Below are 18,701 nucleotides of genomic sequence, written 5' to 3'. Positions count from 1 at the left end.
GCCGTGCACTTCACGATCCCGCTCTTCGAACGCCGGACCACGAACGTCGAGTGCGTGACGCTCGGCCTCGGCCCGAGCACGCGATCGCGGGCGGGGCGGCACCCGGAGCGCGTCCGGCGCCTGCTCATCGAGGAGCTCAGGCCCCTCTTCGAGAAGGCGCGCGCGGCGCAGCTCGCGCGGATCGAGATGCCGCGCGGCCTCCGGCTCGAGAAGGTGCGCCTCGAGCTCTCGCTCTCCGGGGCCGGCGAGCGCCGCAAGGTGAGCGGGCTCTGCCCCGTCGTGCTCGAGCCGCGCTGGGCCTCGGAGCGCGAGCGCATCGTCTTCGCCTACCACCCCACCCGGCAGGGCGACGCCGCGCCCATCCGCGACGATCTCCCGCTCGATGAGCAGCTCCGCGCGCTGTTCCAGGTCGCGTGGGCCGGGCTCGACGACGACGAGATCGCGCGGCTCTGGAGCCAGGGCAAGGAGCGCATCACGGCGCTGTCGTTCTCGTGCACCCCGCGCTCGGCGCTCGCGGATCTGCCGGATCGACCGGGCGACGACGACACAGGCGCCGACCCGGCCTTCCGCTGGAAGAAGCGCCGCGGCCTGAAGGTCCTGCCGAGCCTCGGCGTGAGCCTCACCCAGCGCGCGGCCCAGGGCGGCCTCGACGCGGGCGTGCCGCGGTCGCCGCAGCGCGAGCAGCTCGCGCTGCTGCTCGGCGCGGGCCGGGCCCAGCCGGTCCTCGTCATCGGCCCGCCGGGGTGCGGCAAGACGACCCTGATCCACCGGGCGGTTGTCGACCTGCTGGAGGCCGACGGGTACGGCGCCCACAAGAACCTCGACCGCGCGCGCGACGTCGTCGCCGTGAGCGGCCGCAGGCTCATCGCCGGGATGAGCCACCTCGGCGACTGGGAGAAGCGCGGCGTCGATCTCGTCGAGGACGCGCGCAGCCGGGGCGCGATCCTCGTCGTCGACGACATCCAGCACTTCGGCCGGATCGGGAGGTCGCGCGAGAGCGAGCGCTCGCTCGCCGACTTCTTCCGCGGCCCGCTCTCCCGCCGCGAGATCGTGATGGTCGGGGAGTGCTCCCCCGAGGCGTTTCGCCTCCTCGAGCAGGACGCCCCCTCGTTCGCGGCCCTGTTCACGCCGCTCTTCCTCCCCGAGGCGACCCCCTCCGAGACGTTCCGCCTCATGGTGCGGGAGGTCCGCGCCCTCGAGCAGCGCCACGCCGCCCGCGTGAGCCCGTACGTGCTGCGGACGATCCTCGACCTCGGCGGCTCGCTCCTGTCGGCGCAGGCGCTGCCGGGCAAGGCCATGGATCTCCTGCGCGAGGTCGTCCGCGCGGGCGGGAGCCCCTCGCCCTCCGGGGAGCACGCGGCGGCGCGCGGCGACGCGCCGCGGCCGGTCGCGTCGCAGGACGTGCTCCGGCTCCTGTCGCAGAAGACCGGGGTGCCGAGGCTCCTGCTCGGCGGCGACGAGCCGCTCGACGCCGGCGCGCTGGAGGAGGAGCTCGGCCGCCGGGTCATCGGCCAGCCGGAGGCCGTGCGCGCCGCGGCGGATCTCGTGGCGCGCATCAAGGCGGGCCTCGTGGATCCGCGGCGCCCGTACGGGGTGTACCTCTTCACCGGGCCGACGGGGACCGGCAAGACCGAGCTCGCCAAGTGCATGGCGGAGCTCATCTACGGCAGCGCGTCGCGGCTGCTCCGCTTCGACATGAGCGAGCACAGCGGCCCCGACGCGCCGGCGCGGCTCATCGGCGATCGCTACGCGCCCGACGGGCTCTTGACGCAGCGGGTGCGGGAGCAGCCGTTCTCGCTGGTGCTGCTCGACGAGATCGAGAAGGCGCACCCGTCGGTGCACAGCCTGCTGCTCCAGCTCTTCGAGGACGGCCGGCTCACCGACGCGGCGGCGAGGCCCGCGCACTTCAACCACGCGGTGGTGGTGATGACCTCCAACCTTGGCTCGCGCGCGCGCTCCTTGGTCGGCTTCGGCGTCGGCTTCGGCGTCGGCGTCGGCGTCGGCGGCGCGGGGCTCCCGGAGGCGCGGGCGCTCGCGATGGCGGAGGAGTCGGCCCAGGAGGTCGCGCGGGCCGTGCGCGAGTTCTTCCCGCCCGAGCTGTTCAACCGGATCGATCGCGTCGTGCCGTTCCGGTCGCTGACGCCCGAGGTGGCGGTGCGGGTGGCCGAGAAGGAGCTCGACCGGCTGCTCTGCCGGCGCGGGCTCGCCGAGCGGAGCGTCTTCGTGCGCCGGGGCGCCGGCGTGGCCGAGCGGATCGCGCGCGAGGCGTTCGTGGCCGAGGACGGCGCCCGCTCGGTGAAGCGGTTCATCGAGGACGAGATCGGCTCGCTGCTCAGCGACGCGCTCACCCGCGGCGCGCCCGCCGCGATGCAGCTGCTCCGCATCTTCACGACCTCCATGCCCGCTGGGAGCGACGGCGCCGCGTCGCCCCCGTTCGCACTGCACCGCGAGGCGCTCGAGGAGGCCGAGCCCGCGGCCGCGGCGTGGGCGCTCGCGCCCCTCATGACGAGGCCGCTCGACGCGCTCACGGCGGAGCTCTCGCCGCTGCTCGAGTTCGTCGACGACCTCGAGCGCGGCGACGGCCTCGCGCGCCTGTCGGCGCGGATCCGCTACCACCTCGCGGAGCACGGCCGGACCGCGGAGGGGCCCGAGGCGCACGAGCACGCGGAGGCGGTCTACAACCTCGACGCGATGCGCGGCGCGATCCAGGCGTTCCGCGAGCGGATCGAGCTCGTCCGGCGGCGGAGCGGCGACGACGACGAGCAGCAGCAGCTCGACCTGGAGATGCGGCGGTTCGGCTACGTGACCCTGGGGGAGGACGAGCGGAATCGCTCCCGGGTGCGCCTCTTCCACCGGCGCCAGCTGCCGGGCCCGCTGCCCCGGCTGGCGAAGCAGGAGGTGCTGGAGTGCATCGCCGAGGGCCACGCGCTCCGGCGCGCGCTCCGCAAGGTGGACGAGCCGGGCCAGCACGCGGTCCTGATCGAGCTGCTCCGCGCCGCGCACTTCGAGGAGGGGCCGGCCGGCGGCCCGGGCGGCGCGCGGGAGGAGGGGCTCTTCGAGGCGCTCGCGCGCGCGTACAGCGAGGCGGGGGGCGAGGTCGAGGGGTGGGCGGGCGCGCCTTCCGGCCGCGCGCCCTCCGAGGATCGGCACGCGCCCGCGATCGCGCAGGGCCGCGGGACGGCGGGGCTCGACGCGATGCTCACGGGCGGGGCGGAGCTCCTCGTGCTGAGCGTCGTGGGCCTGTGCGTGCTCGACTTCTTCGAGCTCGAGACCGGCGCGCACGTCTGGACGTCGCTCGCGCGCGGCCCCGAGGTGGTGCGGGTGCGCGTCCTGCCGGCCCGGCCGGGCCTCTCGCCGGCGACCGCGGTCCGGGAGCACCTCGAGCGGCAGGCGGCGTTCGACGAGGCGGCGCGGCACGGGCGCGCGCTCCCGCCGAACCCGGCGGCGCTCCTGCCGGTGGTGCGGAGGATCCGGTTCGACCCGCCGGGCCGCCCGGGCAGGGCCGCGCCGATCGAGATCGAGGACTACGCGATGGGGTACGCCGAGGCGGCGCTGGTGAGGAGCCTGTCGCAGGCGCTCGCGCCGCTGTGGCTGCTCAGGATGAGCCGGGAGGACGTCGCGTAGCCGGCGCGCCTCTCCGAGCGACCTCGACCCGGCGCCTCAAGGCAGCCGGAACAGCGGGCGGCCGTAGGGCAGGAACGGCCAGGGGATGGCGGCGAGCACGATGAGCAGCGTGAAGAGGACGCCGAGCGCCATGCGCCGGTGCCGCGCCGTGGGATCCGCGGCCCGCTTCGCCCGGCTCAAGGCGACGTGGGCGACCGCCACCGCCACGATCATGGTGAAGATGTGCTCGACGGCGAAGAAGCGCAGCGCGGCGATGGGCATCGCGGCCTTCAGCGCGGCCATCGAGGTGGGCCGGAGCGGGCTGAGCACGACGTACAGCAGGAGGCCGAGGAGGAGCTGGGTGTCGAGCGAGCCGACGAACGCGGCGCTGATCTTGCGATCCGTCTCGGTCCACGGCCTCCGCTGGGTCCAGCCCTGGACCGACCGCACCAGCGCGGCCAGCCCGAACAGCAGGACGGCCCAGCGCAGCCACGAGTGCACGACGAGGACGAACGAGTAGATCATGGACGCTGCTTTCCGGCCGCGGTGCCGGCCTCGATGATGTACTGCGCCACGTCGGCGAGGTCCGACTCGCGGACGCCGCGGAAGCTGGGCATCGGAGGGACGTCCGTGCGCTTGCGGCCCGGGGTCACGGCCCAGCGGACGATGCCCTCGGGGTCGGTCGCATAGAGGGCCGCCATCTCGCTGAGCGGCGGGCCGACCAGCTTGGCGGCGGGGGCATGACAGGCCGCGCAGAGGGTGGAGAACAGGGCCTTGCCCTTCGCGGCGCGCGGCGAGAGCGCGAGCCCCTCGTCGGGAGCCGGCCCCTTGCACGCGGCCACGAGCAGGAGCAGGAGCAGAGCGGCGAGGATCGGCGACCGTGTCATGCGGGCGGGCCGGAACATAGCGCGCCCGCGGGCCCGGGTAACGCGACGTTGTGACGCAGGGCTCGCCAGGGCGCCCGACCAGCTCGTTCGAGGCCGCAGCGCGGGAGCCCGAGGAGGCGCACGGCACGCCACGGCGGTCACTGCGTCTTGAACAGGTCCAGGATCCCCTGCCCGATCGCGGCCGGGTCCGGCAGCGCCACGCCGACCGGCTCGGTGCCCTCGAGGAACACCTCCTCGACCGCGTTCTCCTGGCCGGGCATCGCGAGGCCGCCCGTCTCCGGGTCGATCTCGAGGCGGACGATCCCGAGCGGCTCCGGGAAGTCGGTCGCCGGCCGCCCCGCGTGCGCCTTGTCCATGAACGCGATGAAGGCCGGCAGGGCGGCGCTGCTGCCCGCCTCGCGCGCGCCGAGCGGCGTGGCGTCGTCGAAGCCGGTCCACACGGCGCACGCGATGTCGGTCGAGTAGCCGACGAACCACGCGTCCTTCGCGCTGTTCGTCGTGCCAGTCTTGCCCGCCATCGGCCGGCGCAGCGAGAGCGCCTGCTTCGCCGTGCCGACCTCGACGACCGACGTGAGCAGGTCCGTCGTGATGTACGCCTCCGCCGCGGTCATCGCCGGCCGCGGCGGGGGCCGCGCCGGCACGGGCAGCGCCTCGCCGCGCGGGCCCGTGATCTTCGTCACGAGGACGGGCTCCTGGTACGCGCCGCCCGCCGCGAACGTCGCGTAGGCGGCCGCCATCTCGCGCGGGGTCACCTCGTAGGAGCCGAGCGCGAGGGACAGGTCGGCGCCGAGCTTCGAGGTGATCCCGAGCTCGCGCGCCCACGCGACAACGGCCTCGGGGCCCACGTCCCGGAGCGCCGACACCGCGGCCACGTTCACGCTGTGCGCGAGCGCCTCGCGCAGGCGCTTCGGGCTCTGCCCCTCGCTCTCGTCGTGGTTGCCGGGCTTGTAGCCCTCGAGCGCCGCCGGGTTCGTCTCGAGCATCGACACGGCCGTGAGCTTGCGCGCGTGGATGCCGTAGCCGTAGACGATGGCCTTGAACGTCGAGCCCGGCTGCCGGTGCGCGTGGCTCGCCCGATCGAGCCCGCCGCGCGCGCCCTCGTAGCCGCCGACGAGCGCGACGATCTCGCGCGTGCGCGCGTCCAGCGCGATGAGCGCGCCCTGCGGTCCGAGGTCCAGCCGCAGCTTGCCGGCCTCGGGCTCGCCGGCGAAGCGCACGCGGAGCACCTTGCCGATCTCGGCGAAGCGGCTGGGCGGCAGCCCGCGCGGGTTGTACCGGCGCTCCTTGCGCAGGTCGGCGGTCCCCTGCGCCGTGCCCACGCGGATCGCCAGCGTGCCGCGCGCGTCGTCGGCGCCGGTCACGACGCCGAGGTAGGCGCGGTTCGGGTCCCTGGGGGCGCCCTGGAACGGCGCCGGATCCCCCTTGGCGCGGGCGAACGGCGCGGCGAGGCCGTGGCGCGCGGCGTAGGCGTCGAGGTTCTGGCGCACCGCCGCGCGCGCGGCGGCCTGCATCTTCGGATCGATCGACGTCACGACCGTGTAGCCGCCGTACCTGGCCTCGGGTCCGACGGCCTTTCGCAGCGCGCGCTCGGCCTCGGCGAGGACCTCGGGCGCGAGCTCGTCCGAGTGCTCCGGCTCGGGGGCGAGGTGGATCGGCTCCGCGAGGGCAGCGTCGATCTGCGCGGCGGGCAGGAAGCGCTTCTCGCGCATCTGGCCGAGCACGAAGGCGCGGCGCTTCTCGGCGCGCCCCTGGTTCACGCGCGGCGAGTAGATGGAGGGCCCCTTCACGATGCCCGCGAGGAGCGCCGCCTCGGCGAGCGTCACCTGGCGGACGCTCTTGCCGAAGTAGAACCGCGCCGCCTCCTCGACCCCGTAGCGCCCGTGGCCGAAGTAGATGTGGTTCAGGTAAAGCTCGAGGATCTGGTCCTTCGTGAGCTCCTGCTCGATGCGGCGGGCGAGGAGCAGCTCGCGCATCTTCCGGTCCAGCGTGCGCTCGTGCGTGAGCAGGACGTTCTTCACGACCTGCTGGGTGATCGTGCTGCCGCCCTGGCGCGCCTCCGCGGAGCGCAGGTTCACGATCAGCGCGCGGAGCATGCCGAGGTAGTTGAGGCCGTCGTGCTTGTAGAACCTGGCGTCCTCGGCGGCGAGCGCCGCGAGGCTCATCGCCGGCGGGATCTCGGTGACGGGCACGAGGGTCCGGCGCTCGACGAAGAGCTCGCCGATCACCGTGCCGTCGCGCGCGAGGAACCGCGTCACCTGCGGAGGACTGTAATTTTTCAGCTCCACCGTTGTCGGCAGATCGGCTTCGTAGTGCCGGACGACGAGGAAGAACGCGATGACCGCGGCGACGGCCAGGCAAGCGAGGGCGATCGCGAGCCGCTTGCCCCAGCGGACGAGCTGGGGGCGGAGCGGCGACCTGGGTCCGGCGCCGTGGGGCTTCCGCTGGAAGACCGCGCGGAGCGCCGCGAGGGCCGCGCGGAGCGCCGCGGCGGCCCGCGCCCGCAGCGGGTGCCCGGCCGAGGGCGGTGCCGCCGGCGGGCTCCCCGGCGCGGGCGGCGCCGGCGCGGCGTGCTGGGGCGACCAGCGCCGCGTCGGTGCGCGCTCGCTCGGCGTCGGGTCGGAGCTCGCCGCGCCTGCGTCGTACGGCAGCGTGGGCTCCAGCGGGGCCGGGCCGACGCTCGGCCCTTGTTGGAGGCCGGGCGCCTGGGGCAGCACGGCGGGTCGTCGCGGGGGATCCGAGGCCATGAGTCAGCGCGCCGGGGTCAGCAGCGCCATGACGGCGCAGGTGAGGTGTTCCGGACGCGCCACGGTATCACGAGCCGGACGCCGGCTTGATTACGGCCGCACCGGGTCCGAGCCTCCCTGAGCCGAGAGCGCCAGCACCAGGGTGAGCGACGTGCCGTTCGGGCCCGCGTCGACGAATCCAAGGCGCCGGTGCAGCCGTGTTGCAGGGTTGTCCGGCGAGACGCTCAGCGAGATCGCCGGATAACGTTTCCGTGCCGTGCTCCAGCCTGGCCCACCGCTCCTCGCTCGCCCCCTCGGGGGCTGTTTCAGCGCGCAGGCCGGACTGTCATCCTTGCGGAGGTGAGGACGGGATTCGAACCCGCGTATAACGGTTTTGCAAACCGTTGCCTAACCACTTGGCTACCTCACCGACTGTTCGAAGCGGCGGGAGGTCATGCCTCATTTCTACCCAGCTGTCAACGCCTTCACCGCCGCCCTCACCCGCATTTATGCGCCCGGGCGGCCTTTACGGGCGCTTCGCCTCCGTGAGCCGGCGGAGGCCTGCCGCTTCCCGGCTTCCTCGAGCCTCGAGCCGGCCCCCGCCCCCCCGGAATACGCCCCTTACCGCTCCCGCTCGCTCCGCCGCTCCCCCCGCGCCCCCGGCTTCCGTGCCCGTGCCCGTGCCCGTGCCCCGAGCGTCCGCCCGAGGTAGCTGGCCGCGTAGGTCGCGAGCCGCGTCGCCTGGAGCAGCCCGCGCGGCACGATCCCCTTCCCCGTCTGGAACGGGTTGAAGCGAAGCGTGTTCTGGTCGATGTCCACCGGCTCGTACAGCTCGATATCGGCCACGGCCATCCAGCGCGCGCGCGCTCCCCCGCGCCTGATCTCGAGCCGCAGCAGCGCGAGCCCCGCCGCCGCAGCGCGCTCCAGCTTCTCCCGGCGATTGCCCTTCGTCGTCGACGCGCGCAGCGGCACCAGGCGGAACTTCGCGCGACCGAAGCCCTCCACGTCGAACGGCAGCTGCGCGTAGTAATCGTTGTCCAGGAAATCACGCCTCCTCGTCGTGAAGATGGCGATCGGAAGCAGCGACAATCGGCGCGCGCTCAGGAAGATGAGATCCTGATCGCCGGCGCTCGCCGTCGGCGTCACCTCTTCGCTGGTCCGGAAGCGCACGGCGACCCCCAGCACGTCCGGGCGGCGCTCGCCCTTGCCGCCCCGCCACCGCCAGATCCCGCCCGACAGCCGCACCAGCGCCGGCCCCGCCAGCCGCTGCGCCAGCGCACCGACCTCGCCCTCCATCGCGAGCGCCTTCACCCCCGCGCAGTAAACCACGCCGTCGGGATGGAACAGCCTCGCTCCCCGGACGAGGCTGCCCTGCCAGACGAGAGGAGACAGGGCTCCCCCGATCGCACGCCCAATCGCTTCAAAGAACCGCATGGTGCCCCCCTCGCTCCAACCTGGAGCGCAGGCGGCCCATCGCAAGCTGGGCGAAGCCCGACGGCGCCTTTCGCTATCGCTCGCCCGGCGAGGCCTCCCATCGAGGCGGGAAGGCATGAAGATCCTCAAGCGCCTCTCCCCGCCTTCCTGCTCGGCGGAAAGACCCAGCCCGACAGCGCGCCTGTCGCCGCGCTCACCCGGGGCGGAGCGCCGAGATCTGCTGTCTACCGCGCGGGCGCGTCACCCTGCGCCGACGTTCGCCTTCTCGAGCTCCGGGCCGATCTCGCGCTGCGCCCGGTGCTCGATCAGGCGCTTCACCACGAGCGTGAGGAGCGCGAGAAGGACGAGCAGCGAGGCGACAGCGAACGCCGCCGAGAAGTGGAACTCGTTGTAGAGCACCTCGACGTGCAGCGGCATCGTGTTGGTCTGCCCCCGGATATGGCCGGAGACGACCGACACCGCGCCGAACTCGCCCATCGCCCGCGCGTTGCAGAGCACCACCCCGTAGAGCAAACCCCACTTCGCGTTGGGGAGGGTGATGCGGAAGAACATGCTCCACCCGCTCGCGCCGAGCGACAGCGCCGCGTGCTCCTCGTCGGCCCCCTGGCTCTCCAGGAACGGGATGAGCTCGCGCGCGACGAAGGGAAACGTCACGAACGTGGTCGCGAGGATGATCCCGGGGCGATCGAAGATCACCTGGATGTCGTGCTCCATGAGCCAGGGGCCGATCACCCCGTGCGCCCCGAACAGGAGGACGAAGATCATGCCGGAGATCACCGGCGAGACCGCGAACGGCAGATCGATCAGCGTGACCAGCAGGCTCTTGCCGGTGAACTCGAAGCGCGCGATCGCCCAGGCCGCGGCCACGCCGAAGACCAGGTTGAGCGGCACCGCGATGAGCGCGGTCGTGAGCGTCAGCTCGATGGCGGCCACGGCGTCCGGCGCGGTGATCGCCCGCCAGTAGCCCGAGAGGCCATCCTTCAGCGCCTCGATGAACACCGCCACGACCGGCAGGAAGAGGAAGAACCCGAGGAACGCGAGCGCCACCGCCGTGAGCGCCCAGCGCACAAGCGGGGGCTCGGAGGTCGCGCCGCGCACCGCCCCGCGCGACCGCACCCGCAGCTTGCCCGCCGCGCCCGCCATTTACGACGCGACCCCGGACGCGCCCGGGCCCGCGGGCGCCGCGCGCGGCGCCTCGACCGGGCTCCGCGACGAGACGCGCGCGCCGCTCCAGGACTGGAGCCGGTTGATCACGAACAGGAGCACGAAGGAGCAGAGCAGCATCACGAGCGCGAGCGCCGTCGCCCCCGCGTAGTCGTACTGCTCGAGCTTCGTCATGATGACGAGCGGCGTGATCTCGGTCTTGAAAGGCATGTTCCCCGAGATGAACACGACCGACCCGTACTCGCCGAACGCCCTCGCGAACGACATCGCGAAGCCGGTGAGGATCGAGGGCCAGAGCGCCGGCAGGAGGATCCGACGGAAGATCTGGAAGCGGCCCGCGCCGAGCGACGCCGCCGCCTCTTCCTGGTCCACCTCGAGCTCCTCCATCACCGGCTGGACCGTCCGCACGACGAACGGGAGCCCCACGAAGGTGAGCGCGATGACCACACCGAGACGGCTGAACGCGCTCTGGATCCCGAGCGGGTAGAGAAACTGGCCGACCCACCCCTGCTGCGCATAGATGGCCGTGAGCGCGATGCCCCCGACCGCCGTCGGGAGCGCGAACGGTAGATCGACGAGCGCGTCGACGATCGACTTGCCCGGGAAGCTGTAGCGCACGAGCACCCACGCCACGAGCACGCCGAAGACCGCGTTGATGCCCGCCGCGATCAGCGACGCGGCGAAGCTGATCTTCAAGGAGGCGATGGCGCGCGGAGAGCTCACCACGGCCCAGATCTCGCTGGGCGAGAGCGTCGCTGTCCTGAGGAAGATCATCGACAGCGGGACCAGCACGAGCAACGACAGGTACGTTACCGTGATCCCCATCGCGAGCCCGAAGCCGGGCAAAACGCTCTGTCGCCGCCAGAGGAGAGCCACCGAAATTTACTTGCCGGTCTGGTAGATCTGGTCGAAGACGCCGCCGTCGGAGAAGTGCGCCTTTTGAGCTTTTTGCCACCCGCCGAACACCTCGTCAATCGAGAAGAGCGCGACCTTCTGGAACGCCCCCTCCGACTCGGCCGCCGCGAGGACCGCCGGATGGCGCGGGCGGTAGAAGTGCTTCACCGCGATGCGCTGCCCCTCCTCCGTGTAGAGGAAGTTGAGGTACGCCTCCGCCGCCGCCCTCGTGCCGCGCTTGTCGACCACCTTGTCGATCACCGCGACAGGAGGCTCGGCGAGGATGCTGATCGACGGCACGATCACCTCGAACTTGTCCTTGCCGCTCTGCTTCACCGCGAGCAGCGCCTCGTTCTCCCAGGCGACAAGGACGTCGCCGAGCCCACGCTCGACGAACGTCGTGGTCGAGCCGCGCGCGCCCGTGTCGAGGACGGGCACGTTCTTGAAGAGACGGCCGACGAAGTCCTTCGCTCTGGCCTCGTCGCCGCCCGCTCGCTTCAGCTCGTACCCCCACGCGGCGAGGTAGTTCCACCGCGCGCCGCCGGAGGTCTTCGGGTTCGGCGTGATGACCGCGACGCCCTCCTTCACGAGATCGTCCCAGTCCTTGATGCCCTTCGGGTTGCCCTTGCGCACCAGGAAGACGATTGTCGACGTGTAAGGAGCGCTGTTGTCCTTGAGGCGCGCCTGCCACCCCTCCTGGAGACGACCGCTCGGCACGAGCGCATCGACGTCATAGGCGAGCGCGAGCGTGACCACGTCCGCCTGGAGCCCGTCGATCACCGAGCGGGCCTGCTTGCCCGAGCCGCCGTGCGACTGCTTGATGGTGACGTCCTGTCCGCTCTGCTCCTTCCAGCGCTTCGCGAAGGCGGCGTTCACCTCTTCATAGAGCTCACGCGTGGGGTCATAAGAGACATTCAGGAGCTCCACCGAGCCCGATTTGCCCGCCTCGTTCTTCGAGCACCCGGCCAGCGAAAGCACGCAGCAGAGCGCCATGATCAAGCATCGCATTGGTCGTACTCACTCCGTTATCCGGTGGCCAAAAACCGCGCTTCCCGCTGCGCGAGCGCGTCGAGGAGCTGCTGGAAGCGCGAGGCGCCGCAGCGGCGCGCCATGAAGGCCGCGCGGCCGAGCTTGTTGCAGAGCTTCTTGGCGAGCAGCACGCCGCCATGGCTGTTCACATCGGTGAGCAAGATCACAAGATCGGCTCGCTCGATGGCCGCCCGCAGCTCGGCCGCCCCGCGGCCCCCCGTGTTGCCCGTATGAAACTCCAGATGGTGCCCGGCCTGCAGCGCCATCCGCTCCAGCTGCGCCTGGTTGCGATCCAACCCACCAATCCAGGTGATCCGCATCGCGCCGTCTCCTTGCTACCCGCAGCGGGTAACCGCCGCTATAGCGGACATATCTCACGCTAAAGCAGAGGGCGCAAGGAAGATCTGACAGTATAGCGGACGACACGTCTTGGATACCGGAGGGACACGGGGCCGCTGGAGCTCGTGAAACGGGGGGCTACCCGCGCGATCCGTAGGTCATGACGAGGTACATGACGACCTCGGAGCTGCCCAGGTTGCGGTAGCTGTGGGGGCTGTCGGCCTCGAACAGGATGGCGTCGCCGGTCTCGAGGACGCGCCGCTCGCCGGCCACGATGATCTCCACCGAGCCCTCCGTGACGACCAGGTTCTCGGAGGTGCCGGGGGCGTGCGCGTCGGCGTTCTCCACCGAGCGCGGCGCGAGGCGGAGCTCGTAGAACTCCACGTTGCGCGGCCGGTCCGTCGGGAAGAGCGCCCGGGAAGAGAACTCGCCGTCGCGCGAGCGCAGGATGCGCGCTTGCGAGGCCTGCATGACGGTCGTGACGGGCGAGGCCGCCTGGCTCATCAGCGCCGAGAAGGGGACCCCGAGGGCGCGCGCGATCTTCCAGAGGACGTTGATGGTCGGCGTGCTCTGGCCCAGCTCGATCTGCCCGAGCATCGCCCGGCTCACCCCGGACGCCTTCGCCAGGCGCTCGAGCGACAGGCCGCGCTCGGCCCGGAAGCGCTTCAGGTTGGAGGCGACGACCGGCGTGAGGTCCGAGGCGTCGTCGAGCACCGGGTCGTCAACGCCCGGATCGCTCGCCGGGGGCGGCGGCGCCTCGGGGGTCGCCGGTCGCGCGGATGACTGAGCTCTGCGTGCCTTCACTGGAGGCGTATCCGCCATGGTGGAGGCCGCGCGTCAAGCAAGCGAGCGCCGAGGGCGCTCAGGCGCCGTCGGAGACAGCGTCCGCCACCGCGCGCCGGGCCGGTGATGGGCCAGGCGCCGGGGGCGCGACCGCGGGCGCCGCCGCGGGGAGCGCGGCGCGGGCGGTGTGGCCGGTGATGAGCCGGGCGCCGCGCTTGAAGGTGATGTACTGCCACATCCACGCGAACATGACGGCGAAGCGGTTCTTGAAGCCGATGAGGAAGAGCACGTGGACGCCCAGCCAGGCGAGCCACGCGAGCGTGCCGGACATCTGCAGGCGCCCGACCTTCGCGATGGCGCGCGAGCGGCCGATGGTCGCCATCGTCCCCTTGTCGCGGTAGGCGAACTGCCCGCGCGGGAGGCCCTCGAGGTCGCCGAGGATGCAACGCGCGACGAAGCGCCCCTCCTGGATCGCGGCGGGGCTGAGGCCGGGCACGTCGACGCCGTTCCTGTCGCGGAGCAGGGTCATGTCGCCGATCGCGAAGGCGTTCGGGTGCCCGGGCAGGGAGCAGTCCGGCTCGATCTTCACGCGGCCGATGCGATCGAGCTCGACGCCGAGCGAGCGCGCGAGCGGGGTGCCGCGGACCCCCGCCGCCCAGATGACGGTCGCCGCGAGGAGGCGCTCGCCGTCCTCGAACTCGACCCCCTGCTCGTCGATGGTCCGGAAGCGACGGCCCTTGATGACCTCGACACCGAGCGACGTGAGCTGCCGCTCGGCGCTCTCCGAGAGGCCCTCGGGGAAGGCCTGGAGGATGCGCTGGCCGATCTCGACGAGCAGCACGCGCGAGAGCGAGGCGTCGAGGGAGCGGAAGTCGCGCGCGAGGATGTAGCGCGCTAGCTCGGCGAAGGCGCCGGCCATCTCGACGCCCGTGGCGCCGCCGCCGATGACGACGAACGTGAGCAGCCGCCGCCGCACGGCGGGGTCCTCCTCGCGCTCGGCGGCCTCGAAGGCGAGCAGCATGCGCTCGCGGATGGTGAGCGCCTCGTCGAGGTTCTTGAGCGCCGGCGCGAAGCGGGCCCACTCCTCGTGGCCGAAGTAATTGTTCGCCGCGCCGACCGCGAGGATCAGGTAATCGTACTCCATCGCGTCGGCATCGACGGTGATGCGCCGACCGGCGAGGTCCACGCCCGTCACCTCGCCGAGCAGGACCCGGACGTTGCGCTGGCGCGACAGGACCGATCGGATCGGAACCGCGATGTCGGCCGGCGAGAGGCTGGCGGTGGCCACCTGGTAGAGCAGCGGCTGGAACAGGTGGTGATTGGTCCTGTCGACGAGCGTGACCCGGACGGGCGCGTTGCGAAACGCCTTCGCCGCGTTCAGGCCGCCAAAGCCTCCGCCGACGATCACGACGTGGGGCTCTTTCGCGGTCGATGCCATGGTGCCTCCTGGCGAGGAACGCTTCCTCGGTGGCACACCGATGGTAGGGGCCGCCGATCAGTGCGGCAAGCGGGCGCGATCTGCGTCGGTCTGCGCGTCGATCTTCGCATCGTTCGCGTCGTTCGCGTCGTTCACGTCGATCCTCGGGCCTCCGGACTCGCCGCGTAGCGCCTCGGCGAGCAGCTTCCGGCCGCGGTGCAGGCGGCTCATGACGGTGCCGACCGGGACGCCCAGCCGCGTCGCTGCGTCCTTGTAGGACATCTCCTCGAGGTCCACGAGCACGACGGTGTCGCGGAAGGTCGGCGGGAGCGTCGCGAGCGCGCGCCGCACGCCGGGCGACAGGAAGTGCACCTCGGCGCGGCGCTCCGGCGCGGTCCACGCGCACGGGTCGGTCGCGAGCACGTCGAGGGCGTTGCGCTCGCGGCGGCTGCGCCGGCAGCGGGTGATGAAGACGCTGAAGAGGATCTGATGCACCCACGCCCGCAGGTTGGTCCCACGCTCGTAGCTCTCCGCGAACCGGATGGCGCGCTCCACCGTGTCCTGCACGAGATCCTCCGCCGTCGCGGGCGATCGGGAGAGCCGCAGGGCGCGGCCGAAGAGCTCCGGTGTCATTTCGACAAGACCCCGGAGCAGCTCGTCGACCGCCGCCCGCGAGCCCTCGCCCGGCGCCGTCCGGGCCGCGCCGAGCGACGGCCCGCGCCCGGCCGCGCGTGTCACGCCGGGCGACAGCGGCGCTGGGTTCGGGGACCGGGCGGGGACATGGGCAGCGTGGACAAGCATGGCGGGACCTCCTGCGGATCGACCCTGGCAAGGCAGGTGCCACCGAGCGGACCGCGCGAAGGACGCGAAAGGCGCTGGATGGCGCGGGCGGAGGCACGCGGGCGCGTGTCAAATCGACAGCAGGTCGCCGAGGCTCGTCAGAGTGGCGAGCCGACCCGCGGCGCGGGAGCAGGCCGAGCACCAGGCCGCCCGCTTCGGGCGCGGGCGGCGCAGGCATCGGGTTCGTCTGGCTGGGCTGGGCAGCGGGCACATCAGGATCATCGCTGGCTGAAGCAAGGTCGCGCTGCAATCGACTCCCGAGGTGCTGCCCTGCGGCGCATCCTCCACGTCGATCCGGGCGCTGGAGCGCGGCTCCAGGGGCGTGCGATGCTCCTGCCATGAGCAATATCGCGGTTCTCGGATCAGGGATTGTCGGGCAGACGCTGGCGGACGGTTTTCTCAGGCACGGTCACAGCGTCATGCGCGCCACGCGCCAGCCCTCGAAGCTCGCGACCTGGCTGGCGGACGCGGGTGCGAAGGCGACGGTGGGGACGTTCGCGGAGGCGGCGCAGTTCGGCGAGCTCGTCGTGCTCGCCGTGAAGGGGACCGCCGCGGAGCAGGCGATCGAGCTCGCGGGCCCCGGGGCGCTCGCGGGGAAGACGGTCATCGACGCGACGAACCCCATCGCGGACGAGCCGCCCGTCAACGGGGTGCTCAAGTTCTTCACGGGGCCGAACGAGTCGCTGCTCGAGCGGCTCACCCGGCGCGCGCCCGACGCGCATTTCGTGAAGGCCTTCTCGTGCGTCGGCAGCGTGTGGATGGTCAATCCGGACTTCGATGGCGTGCGGCCGACGATGTTCATCTGCGGCGACGACGCCCGCGCGAAGAAGGAGGTGGAGGGCATCCTCGACGCCTTCGGGTGGGAGACCGAGGACCTGGGGAGCGTGGAGGCGGCGCGCGCGATCGAGCCGCTCTGCATGCTCTGGTGCATCCCCGGCCTGCTGAACAACCGCTGGACGCACGCGTTCAAACTCCTGAAGAAGTAGCCGGGCAGCTCAAGCGAGGAGGACAGGAATCGTCAAGGCGCCAAGAGAAGAGAGCAAGTCATCAGGACGCCAAGATAAAGAGAGCTTCTGGATCCTCCTGGCGTCCTTGGCGTCTTGGCGGTTCAATTCTCGCTCGAGCAAACTGATCGGTGGATTAGACGTGCCCGGACAGCGGATCGCCTCCGGCGGCCAGCGCGGCGATCAGGCCGGGGACGAGCTCGGCGAGCTCGCTCGCGAGCAGCCCCCGATCGCTGCCCGTCTGCGCGCTCCACACGTCCCCGGCGAGCGCGTGGATCAGCACCCCCGCGCTCGCGGCGGCGGAGGGATCCATCGAGCACAGGAGGGCCGCGATCATCCCGGTCAGGACGTCGCCCGAGCCGGCGGTGGCGAGCGCCGGGTTGCCCGCCATGCAGATGAGCATGCGGCCGTCCGGGAGCGCGATGATCGTGCGCGCCCCCTTCAGCAAGACGATCGCCCGGGTCAGCGCCACCGCCTCGCGCACCGCGCCGAAGCGGTCCTCCTCGACGGCCCGCGCGCTCCGGCCCAGCAGCCGGCCGAGCTCGCCGGCGTGCGGCGTCAGGATGAGGCTCCCGCGCGCGCTCGCGAGCGCCTCGGGGCGGCCGGCGAAGTGCGTCAGGGCGTCCGCGTCGACGACCTTCAGGCCGTCCCAGCCGAGCACGACGTGATCCACCGCGACCCGCGCCCGCTCGTCGAGGCCGAGGCCCGGGCCGATCGCGACCGCCCGCCGCCCGGCGAGCGCGCCGTCGAGCGACGCCGCGATGCAGGCCGGATCGATCGCGGTCGTCATCAGCTCCACGACGCGCGACTCCATCGCGGGCGCGGCGTCCGCCCAGGTGCAGATCGTCACGAGGCCCGCGCCCGTGCGCATCGCCGCGCGCGCCGTCAGCAGCGCGGCGCCGAGCTTGCCGGACGAGCCGGCGATCACGAGCACGTTGCCCGCCTGGTGCTTGTAGATGGTCGCCTCGCGCGGGCGCAACGACGCGCCGATCGTCTCCTTGCGGATGACCTCCGCGACGTGCCCCACCTCGGCGAGGATCGGCCGGTCCGGGACGCCGAGATCGACCACGTGGACGTTGCCCGCGAGCCGCGCGCCCTCGGGCGTGAGCAGGCCGATCTTGAGGTGGCCGAACGTGACGGTCTCGTCGGCCTGCACCGCGGCGCCGAACGGCGCGCCGCTGTCGGCGTCGAGGCCCGAGGGCACGTCGAGCGCGATGCAGAGGCAGGTCACCGTGTTGAGGACGCCGATGACGTCGGCGAGGTGGCCCTCGATCGGGCGAGCGAGGCCCGTGCCGAAGATGGCGTCGACCACGAGGTCGGCCTCCGCGAGCGCGGCCTCGAGCGGGGCGAGCGACGCGCCAGGGGGGAGCTCGGTCAGCGCGCCTCCGAGGTCGACGTACGCGTCGTGGTTGATGCGGCTGTCGCCGGTGACCTTCTCGGACGGGGCGGCCAGGAAGACCTGGACCTCGGCGCCGCGGGCGAGGAGGTGGCGCGCCACGACGAAGCCGTCGCCGCCGTTGTTGCCGGCGCCGCAGACGACGACGACGCGGGCGTGGAGCGGGTACGTCGCGGGCTGCCCGGGGCTCGGGACGTGCCGCACCGGGAACGAGCGGAGCCGCGCGGCGCGGGCATCGTCGGCGTCGCGGCGGCCGTTCGGCGGCGGCGGGAGGCTCCCGGAGCGAGGGCCGCCTCCGGAGGGCAACGTCGCCGGCCAGCGCGCCTCGATGATCGCCGAGATGACGTCGGCGGCGCCGCGGCCCGCGTTCTCCATGAGGACCACGCCGGGGACGTGGCAATGGTGGATCGCGTGCTTGTCGAAGGCGCGCATCTGCGCGCGCGAGAGGACCGGAATCACGAGCGCTCTTTCCCTTCGTCGTCCAGGCTGGATCGGACTTCGCCGTCCTCGTCATTCATCGTCGGGGATCGGACTTCGCCGTCCTCGTCATTCATCGTCGGGGATCGGACTTCGCCGTCCCCTTCCAGGATCACCACCGCCGCCGCCACGCCGGCGTCGTGCGTGATCGACAGGTGCACCCGCTTGACGCCCATGCGATCCGCGAGCGCGCGCGCCGGGCCGTGGAGCGCCATCGTCGGCGGCGTGCGCGGCGCGCCGCGCACCTCCAGGTGGTGCCAGCCGACCCCCGGCGCCCCGGCCAGCGCCTTCACAACCGCCTCCTTCGCGGCGAAGCGGCCCGCGAGCGCCGTCGCCCGGTCGACACGGTGCGCGAGCGAACGCCGCTCGGGCTCGGACAGCACGCGCTCCCAGAACCGCTCCCCCCATCGCGCGAGCGCCTCCTCCATGCGTCCGATGCCGCAGACGTCGATGCCGATGCCGAGGATCATGCAGTCACCTCGAGAGGCCGGCAGCCCGGCCCGGCGGCCGGCGGCGCCGCGGCGCCCTCGCGGGCGGCGCTCGCCCCGATGCGATCGGCAGAAGAGAGACGCAGGGGGAAGGCCATGAGGCGACTCTACCCTATTCAATCGCGACGCCCCGTGAAACGCGAGCCGCCTCTCGCCCCGATCGCGGAGAAACGCCCTCGCGGGCCGCGCGCCGGCGGGGCGGAGGCCCGGTGCGAGGCAGGCG

Annotated in this window: 15 protein-coding genes and 1 tRNA gene; 2 read left to right on the top strand and 14 right to left on the bottom strand. The window is 72.5% G+C overall.

Translation table 11 applies throughout. The features are described from left to right. Nucleotides 1-3: 3 nt before the first annotated feature. Nucleotides 4-3,624, top strand: a complete 3,621-nt coding sequence (locus WMF17_RS02090) for an AAA family ATPase (protein WP_437647781.1) — start codon at nt 4-6, stop codon at nt 3,622-3,624. A gap of 36 nt (nt 3,625-3,660) precedes the next feature. Here the strand turns inward: WMF17_RS02090 and WMF17_RS02085 are convergent, their stop codons facing one another. The 12 genes from WMF17_RS02085 to WMF17_RS02030 all read right to left on the bottom strand — a co-directional run bounded on the left by WMF17_RS02085 (nt 3,661) and on the right by WMF17_RS02030 (nt 15,074). Beyond that, nucleotides 3,661-4,128, bottom strand: a complete 468-nt coding sequence (locus tag WMF17_RS02085) for a hypothetical protein (RefSeq protein ID WP_437600343.1) — start codon at nt 4,126-4,128, stop codon at nt 3,661-3,663. Beyond that, nucleotides 4,125-4,490 (bottom strand): c-type cytochrome, encoded by a 366-nt coding sequence (locus WMF17_RS02080; protein ID WP_437600341.1) that lies wholly within the window; start codon nt 4,488-4,490, stop codon nt 4,125-4,127. The genes WMF17_RS02085 and WMF17_RS02080 overlap by 4 nt, the downstream gene beginning before the upstream one ends. A gap of 137 nt (nt 4,491-4,627) precedes the next feature. Beyond that, the gene (locus WMF17_RS02075; RefSeq protein ID WP_437647779.1) at nt 4,628-7,234 is read right to left on the bottom strand and encodes a penicillin-binding protein 1A; all 2,607 of its coding nucleotides are present in this window, start codon (nt 7,232-7,234) and stop codon (nt 4,628-4,630) included. Nucleotides 7,235-7,571: 337 nt separating this feature from the next. Then, nucleotides 7,572-7,643 (bottom strand) — tRNA-Cys (locus WMF17_RS02070). Nucleotides 7,644-7,834: 191 nt separating this feature from the next. Next, a complete protein-coding gene (locus WMF17_RS02065; protein WP_437647777.1) occupies nt 7,835-8,647 on the bottom strand; it encodes a hypothetical protein in 813 nt (270 codons plus the stop codon). A gap of 240 nt (nt 8,648-8,887) precedes the next feature. Continuing rightward, nucleotides 8,888-9,790, bottom strand: coding sequence for a sulfate ABC transporter permease subunit CysW (cysW, locus tag WMF17_RS02060; RefSeq protein ID WP_437647775.1), 903 nt, complete (start codon nt 9,788-9,790; stop codon nt 8,888-8,890). Further along, a complete protein-coding gene (gene cysT / locus WMF17_RS02055) occupies nt 9,791-10,687 on the bottom strand; it encodes a sulfate ABC transporter permease subunit CysT (protein ID WP_437647773.1) in 897 nt (298 codons plus the stop codon). Between the two features lie 6 nt (nt 10,688-10,693). Then, complete coding sequence (locus WMF17_RS02050; RefSeq protein WP_437600335.1) at nt 10,694-11,713, bottom strand: sulfate ABC transporter substrate-binding protein; 1,020 nt, start codon at nt 11,711-11,713, stop codon at nt 10,694-10,696. A gap of 17 nt (nt 11,714-11,730) precedes the next feature. Continuing rightward, nucleotides 11,731-12,054: a DUF2325 domain-containing protein gene (locus tag WMF17_RS02045; RefSeq protein WP_437600334.1), complete on the bottom strand. Its 324-nt coding sequence runs from the start codon at nt 12,052-12,054 to the stop codon at nt 11,731-11,733. Between the two features lie 157 nt (nt 12,055-12,211). Further along, on the bottom strand, nt 12,212-12,877 hold the full coding sequence (locus tag WMF17_RS02040) for a helix-turn-helix domain-containing protein (RefSeq protein WP_437647771.1): 666 nt from the start codon (nt 12,875-12,877) through the stop codon (nt 12,212-12,214). A gap of 58 nt (nt 12,878-12,935) precedes the next feature. Continuing rightward, the gene (locus WMF17_RS02035) at nt 12,936-14,294 is read right to left on the bottom strand and encodes an NAD(P)/FAD-dependent oxidoreductase (protein WP_437647769.1); all 1,359 of its coding nucleotides are present in this window, start codon (nt 14,292-14,294) and stop codon (nt 12,936-12,938) included. Between the two features lie 57 nt (nt 14,295-14,351). Next, nucleotides 14,352-15,074, bottom strand: coding sequence for an RNA polymerase sigma factor (locus tag WMF17_RS02030; RefSeq protein ID WP_437647767.1), 723 nt, complete (start codon nt 15,072-15,074; stop codon nt 14,352-14,354). Between the two features lie 377 nt (nt 15,075-15,451). On the opposite strand from WMF17_RS02030, the gene WMF17_RS02025 reads away from it, so the two are divergent. Then, nucleotides 15,452-16,099: an NADPH-dependent F420 reductase gene (locus WMF17_RS02025; protein WP_437600330.1), complete on the top strand. Its 648-nt coding sequence runs from the start codon at nt 15,452-15,454 to the stop codon at nt 16,097-16,099. A 154-nt stretch (nt 16,100-16,253) separates the two neighbouring features. Here the strand turns inward: WMF17_RS02025 and WMF17_RS02020 are convergent, their stop codons facing one another. Together WMF17_RS02020 and acpS are read right to left on the bottom strand one after the other, a co-directional pair. Next, nucleotides 16,254-17,972 carry an NAD(P)H-hydrate dehydratase gene (locus WMF17_RS02020; RefSeq protein WP_437647765.1) on the bottom strand — a complete coding sequence of 573 codons (1,719 nt, stop codon included), beginning with the start codon at nt 17,970-17,972 and terminating at the stop codon, nt 16,254-16,256. Further along, nucleotides 17,969-18,460, bottom strand: coding sequence for a holo-ACP synthase (gene acpS, locus WMF17_RS02015; RefSeq protein WP_437647764.1), 492 nt, complete (start codon nt 18,458-18,460; stop codon nt 17,969-17,971). Before acpS ends, WMF17_RS02020 begins: the two co-directional genes overlap by 4 nt. Nucleotides 18,461-18,701: the final 241 nt, after the last annotated feature.

It is taken from the genome of Sorangium sp. So ce362 (assembly GCF_051519845.1).
GTDB lineage: Bacteria > Myxococcota_A > Polyangia > Polyangiales > Polyangiaceae > Sorangium.
Note: the sequence above shows the minus strand (reverse complement) of the source record. Positions and strands in the feature narration are given on the sequence as shown.

Excerpts from the sequence above, each read along its gene's own strand:
- WMF17_RS02085 (WP_437600343.1), bottom strand. The coding sequence starts at position 4,128 with ATGATCTACTCGTTCGTCCTCGTCGTGCACTCGTGGCTGCGCTGGGCC.
- WMF17_RS02080 (WP_437600341.1), bottom strand. The coding sequence starts at position 4,490 with ATGACACGGTCGCCGATCCTCGCCGCTCTGCTCCTGCTCCTGCTCGTG.
- WMF17_RS02075 (WP_437647779.1), bottom strand. The coding sequence starts at position 7,234 with ATGGCCTCGGATCCCCCGCGACGACCCGCCGTGCTGCCCCAGGCGCCC.
- WMF17_RS02065 (WP_437647777.1), bottom strand. The coding sequence starts at position 8,647 with ATGCGGTTCTTTGAAGCGATTGGGCGTGCGATCGGGGGAGCCCTGTCT.
- cysW (WP_437647775.1), bottom strand. The coding sequence starts at position 9,790 with ATGGCGGGCGCGGCGGGCAAGCTGCGGGTGCGGTCGCGCGGGGCGGTG.
- WMF17_RS02050 (WP_437600335.1), bottom strand. The coding sequence starts at position 11,713 with ATGCGATGCTTGATCATGGCGCTCTGCTGCGTGCTTTCGCTGGCCGGG.
- WMF17_RS02045 (WP_437600334.1), bottom strand. The coding sequence starts at position 12,054 with ATGCGGATCACCTGGATTGGTGGGTTGGATCGCAACCAGGCGCAGCTG.
- WMF17_RS02035 (WP_437647769.1), bottom strand. The coding sequence starts at position 14,294 with ATGGCATCGACCGCGAAAGAGCCCCACGTCGTGATCGTCGGCGGAGGC.
- WMF17_RS02030 (WP_437647767.1), bottom strand. The coding sequence starts at position 15,074 with ATGCTTGTCCACGCTGCCCATGTCCCCGCCCGGTCCCCGAACCCAGCG.
- WMF17_RS02025 (WP_437600330.1), top strand. The coding sequence starts at position 15,452 with ATGAGCAATATCGCGGTTCTCGGATCAGGGATTGTCGGGCAGACGCTG.
- acpS (WP_437647764.1), bottom strand. The coding sequence starts at position 18,460 with ATGATCCTCGGCATCGGCATCGACGTCTGCGGCATCGGACGCATGGAG.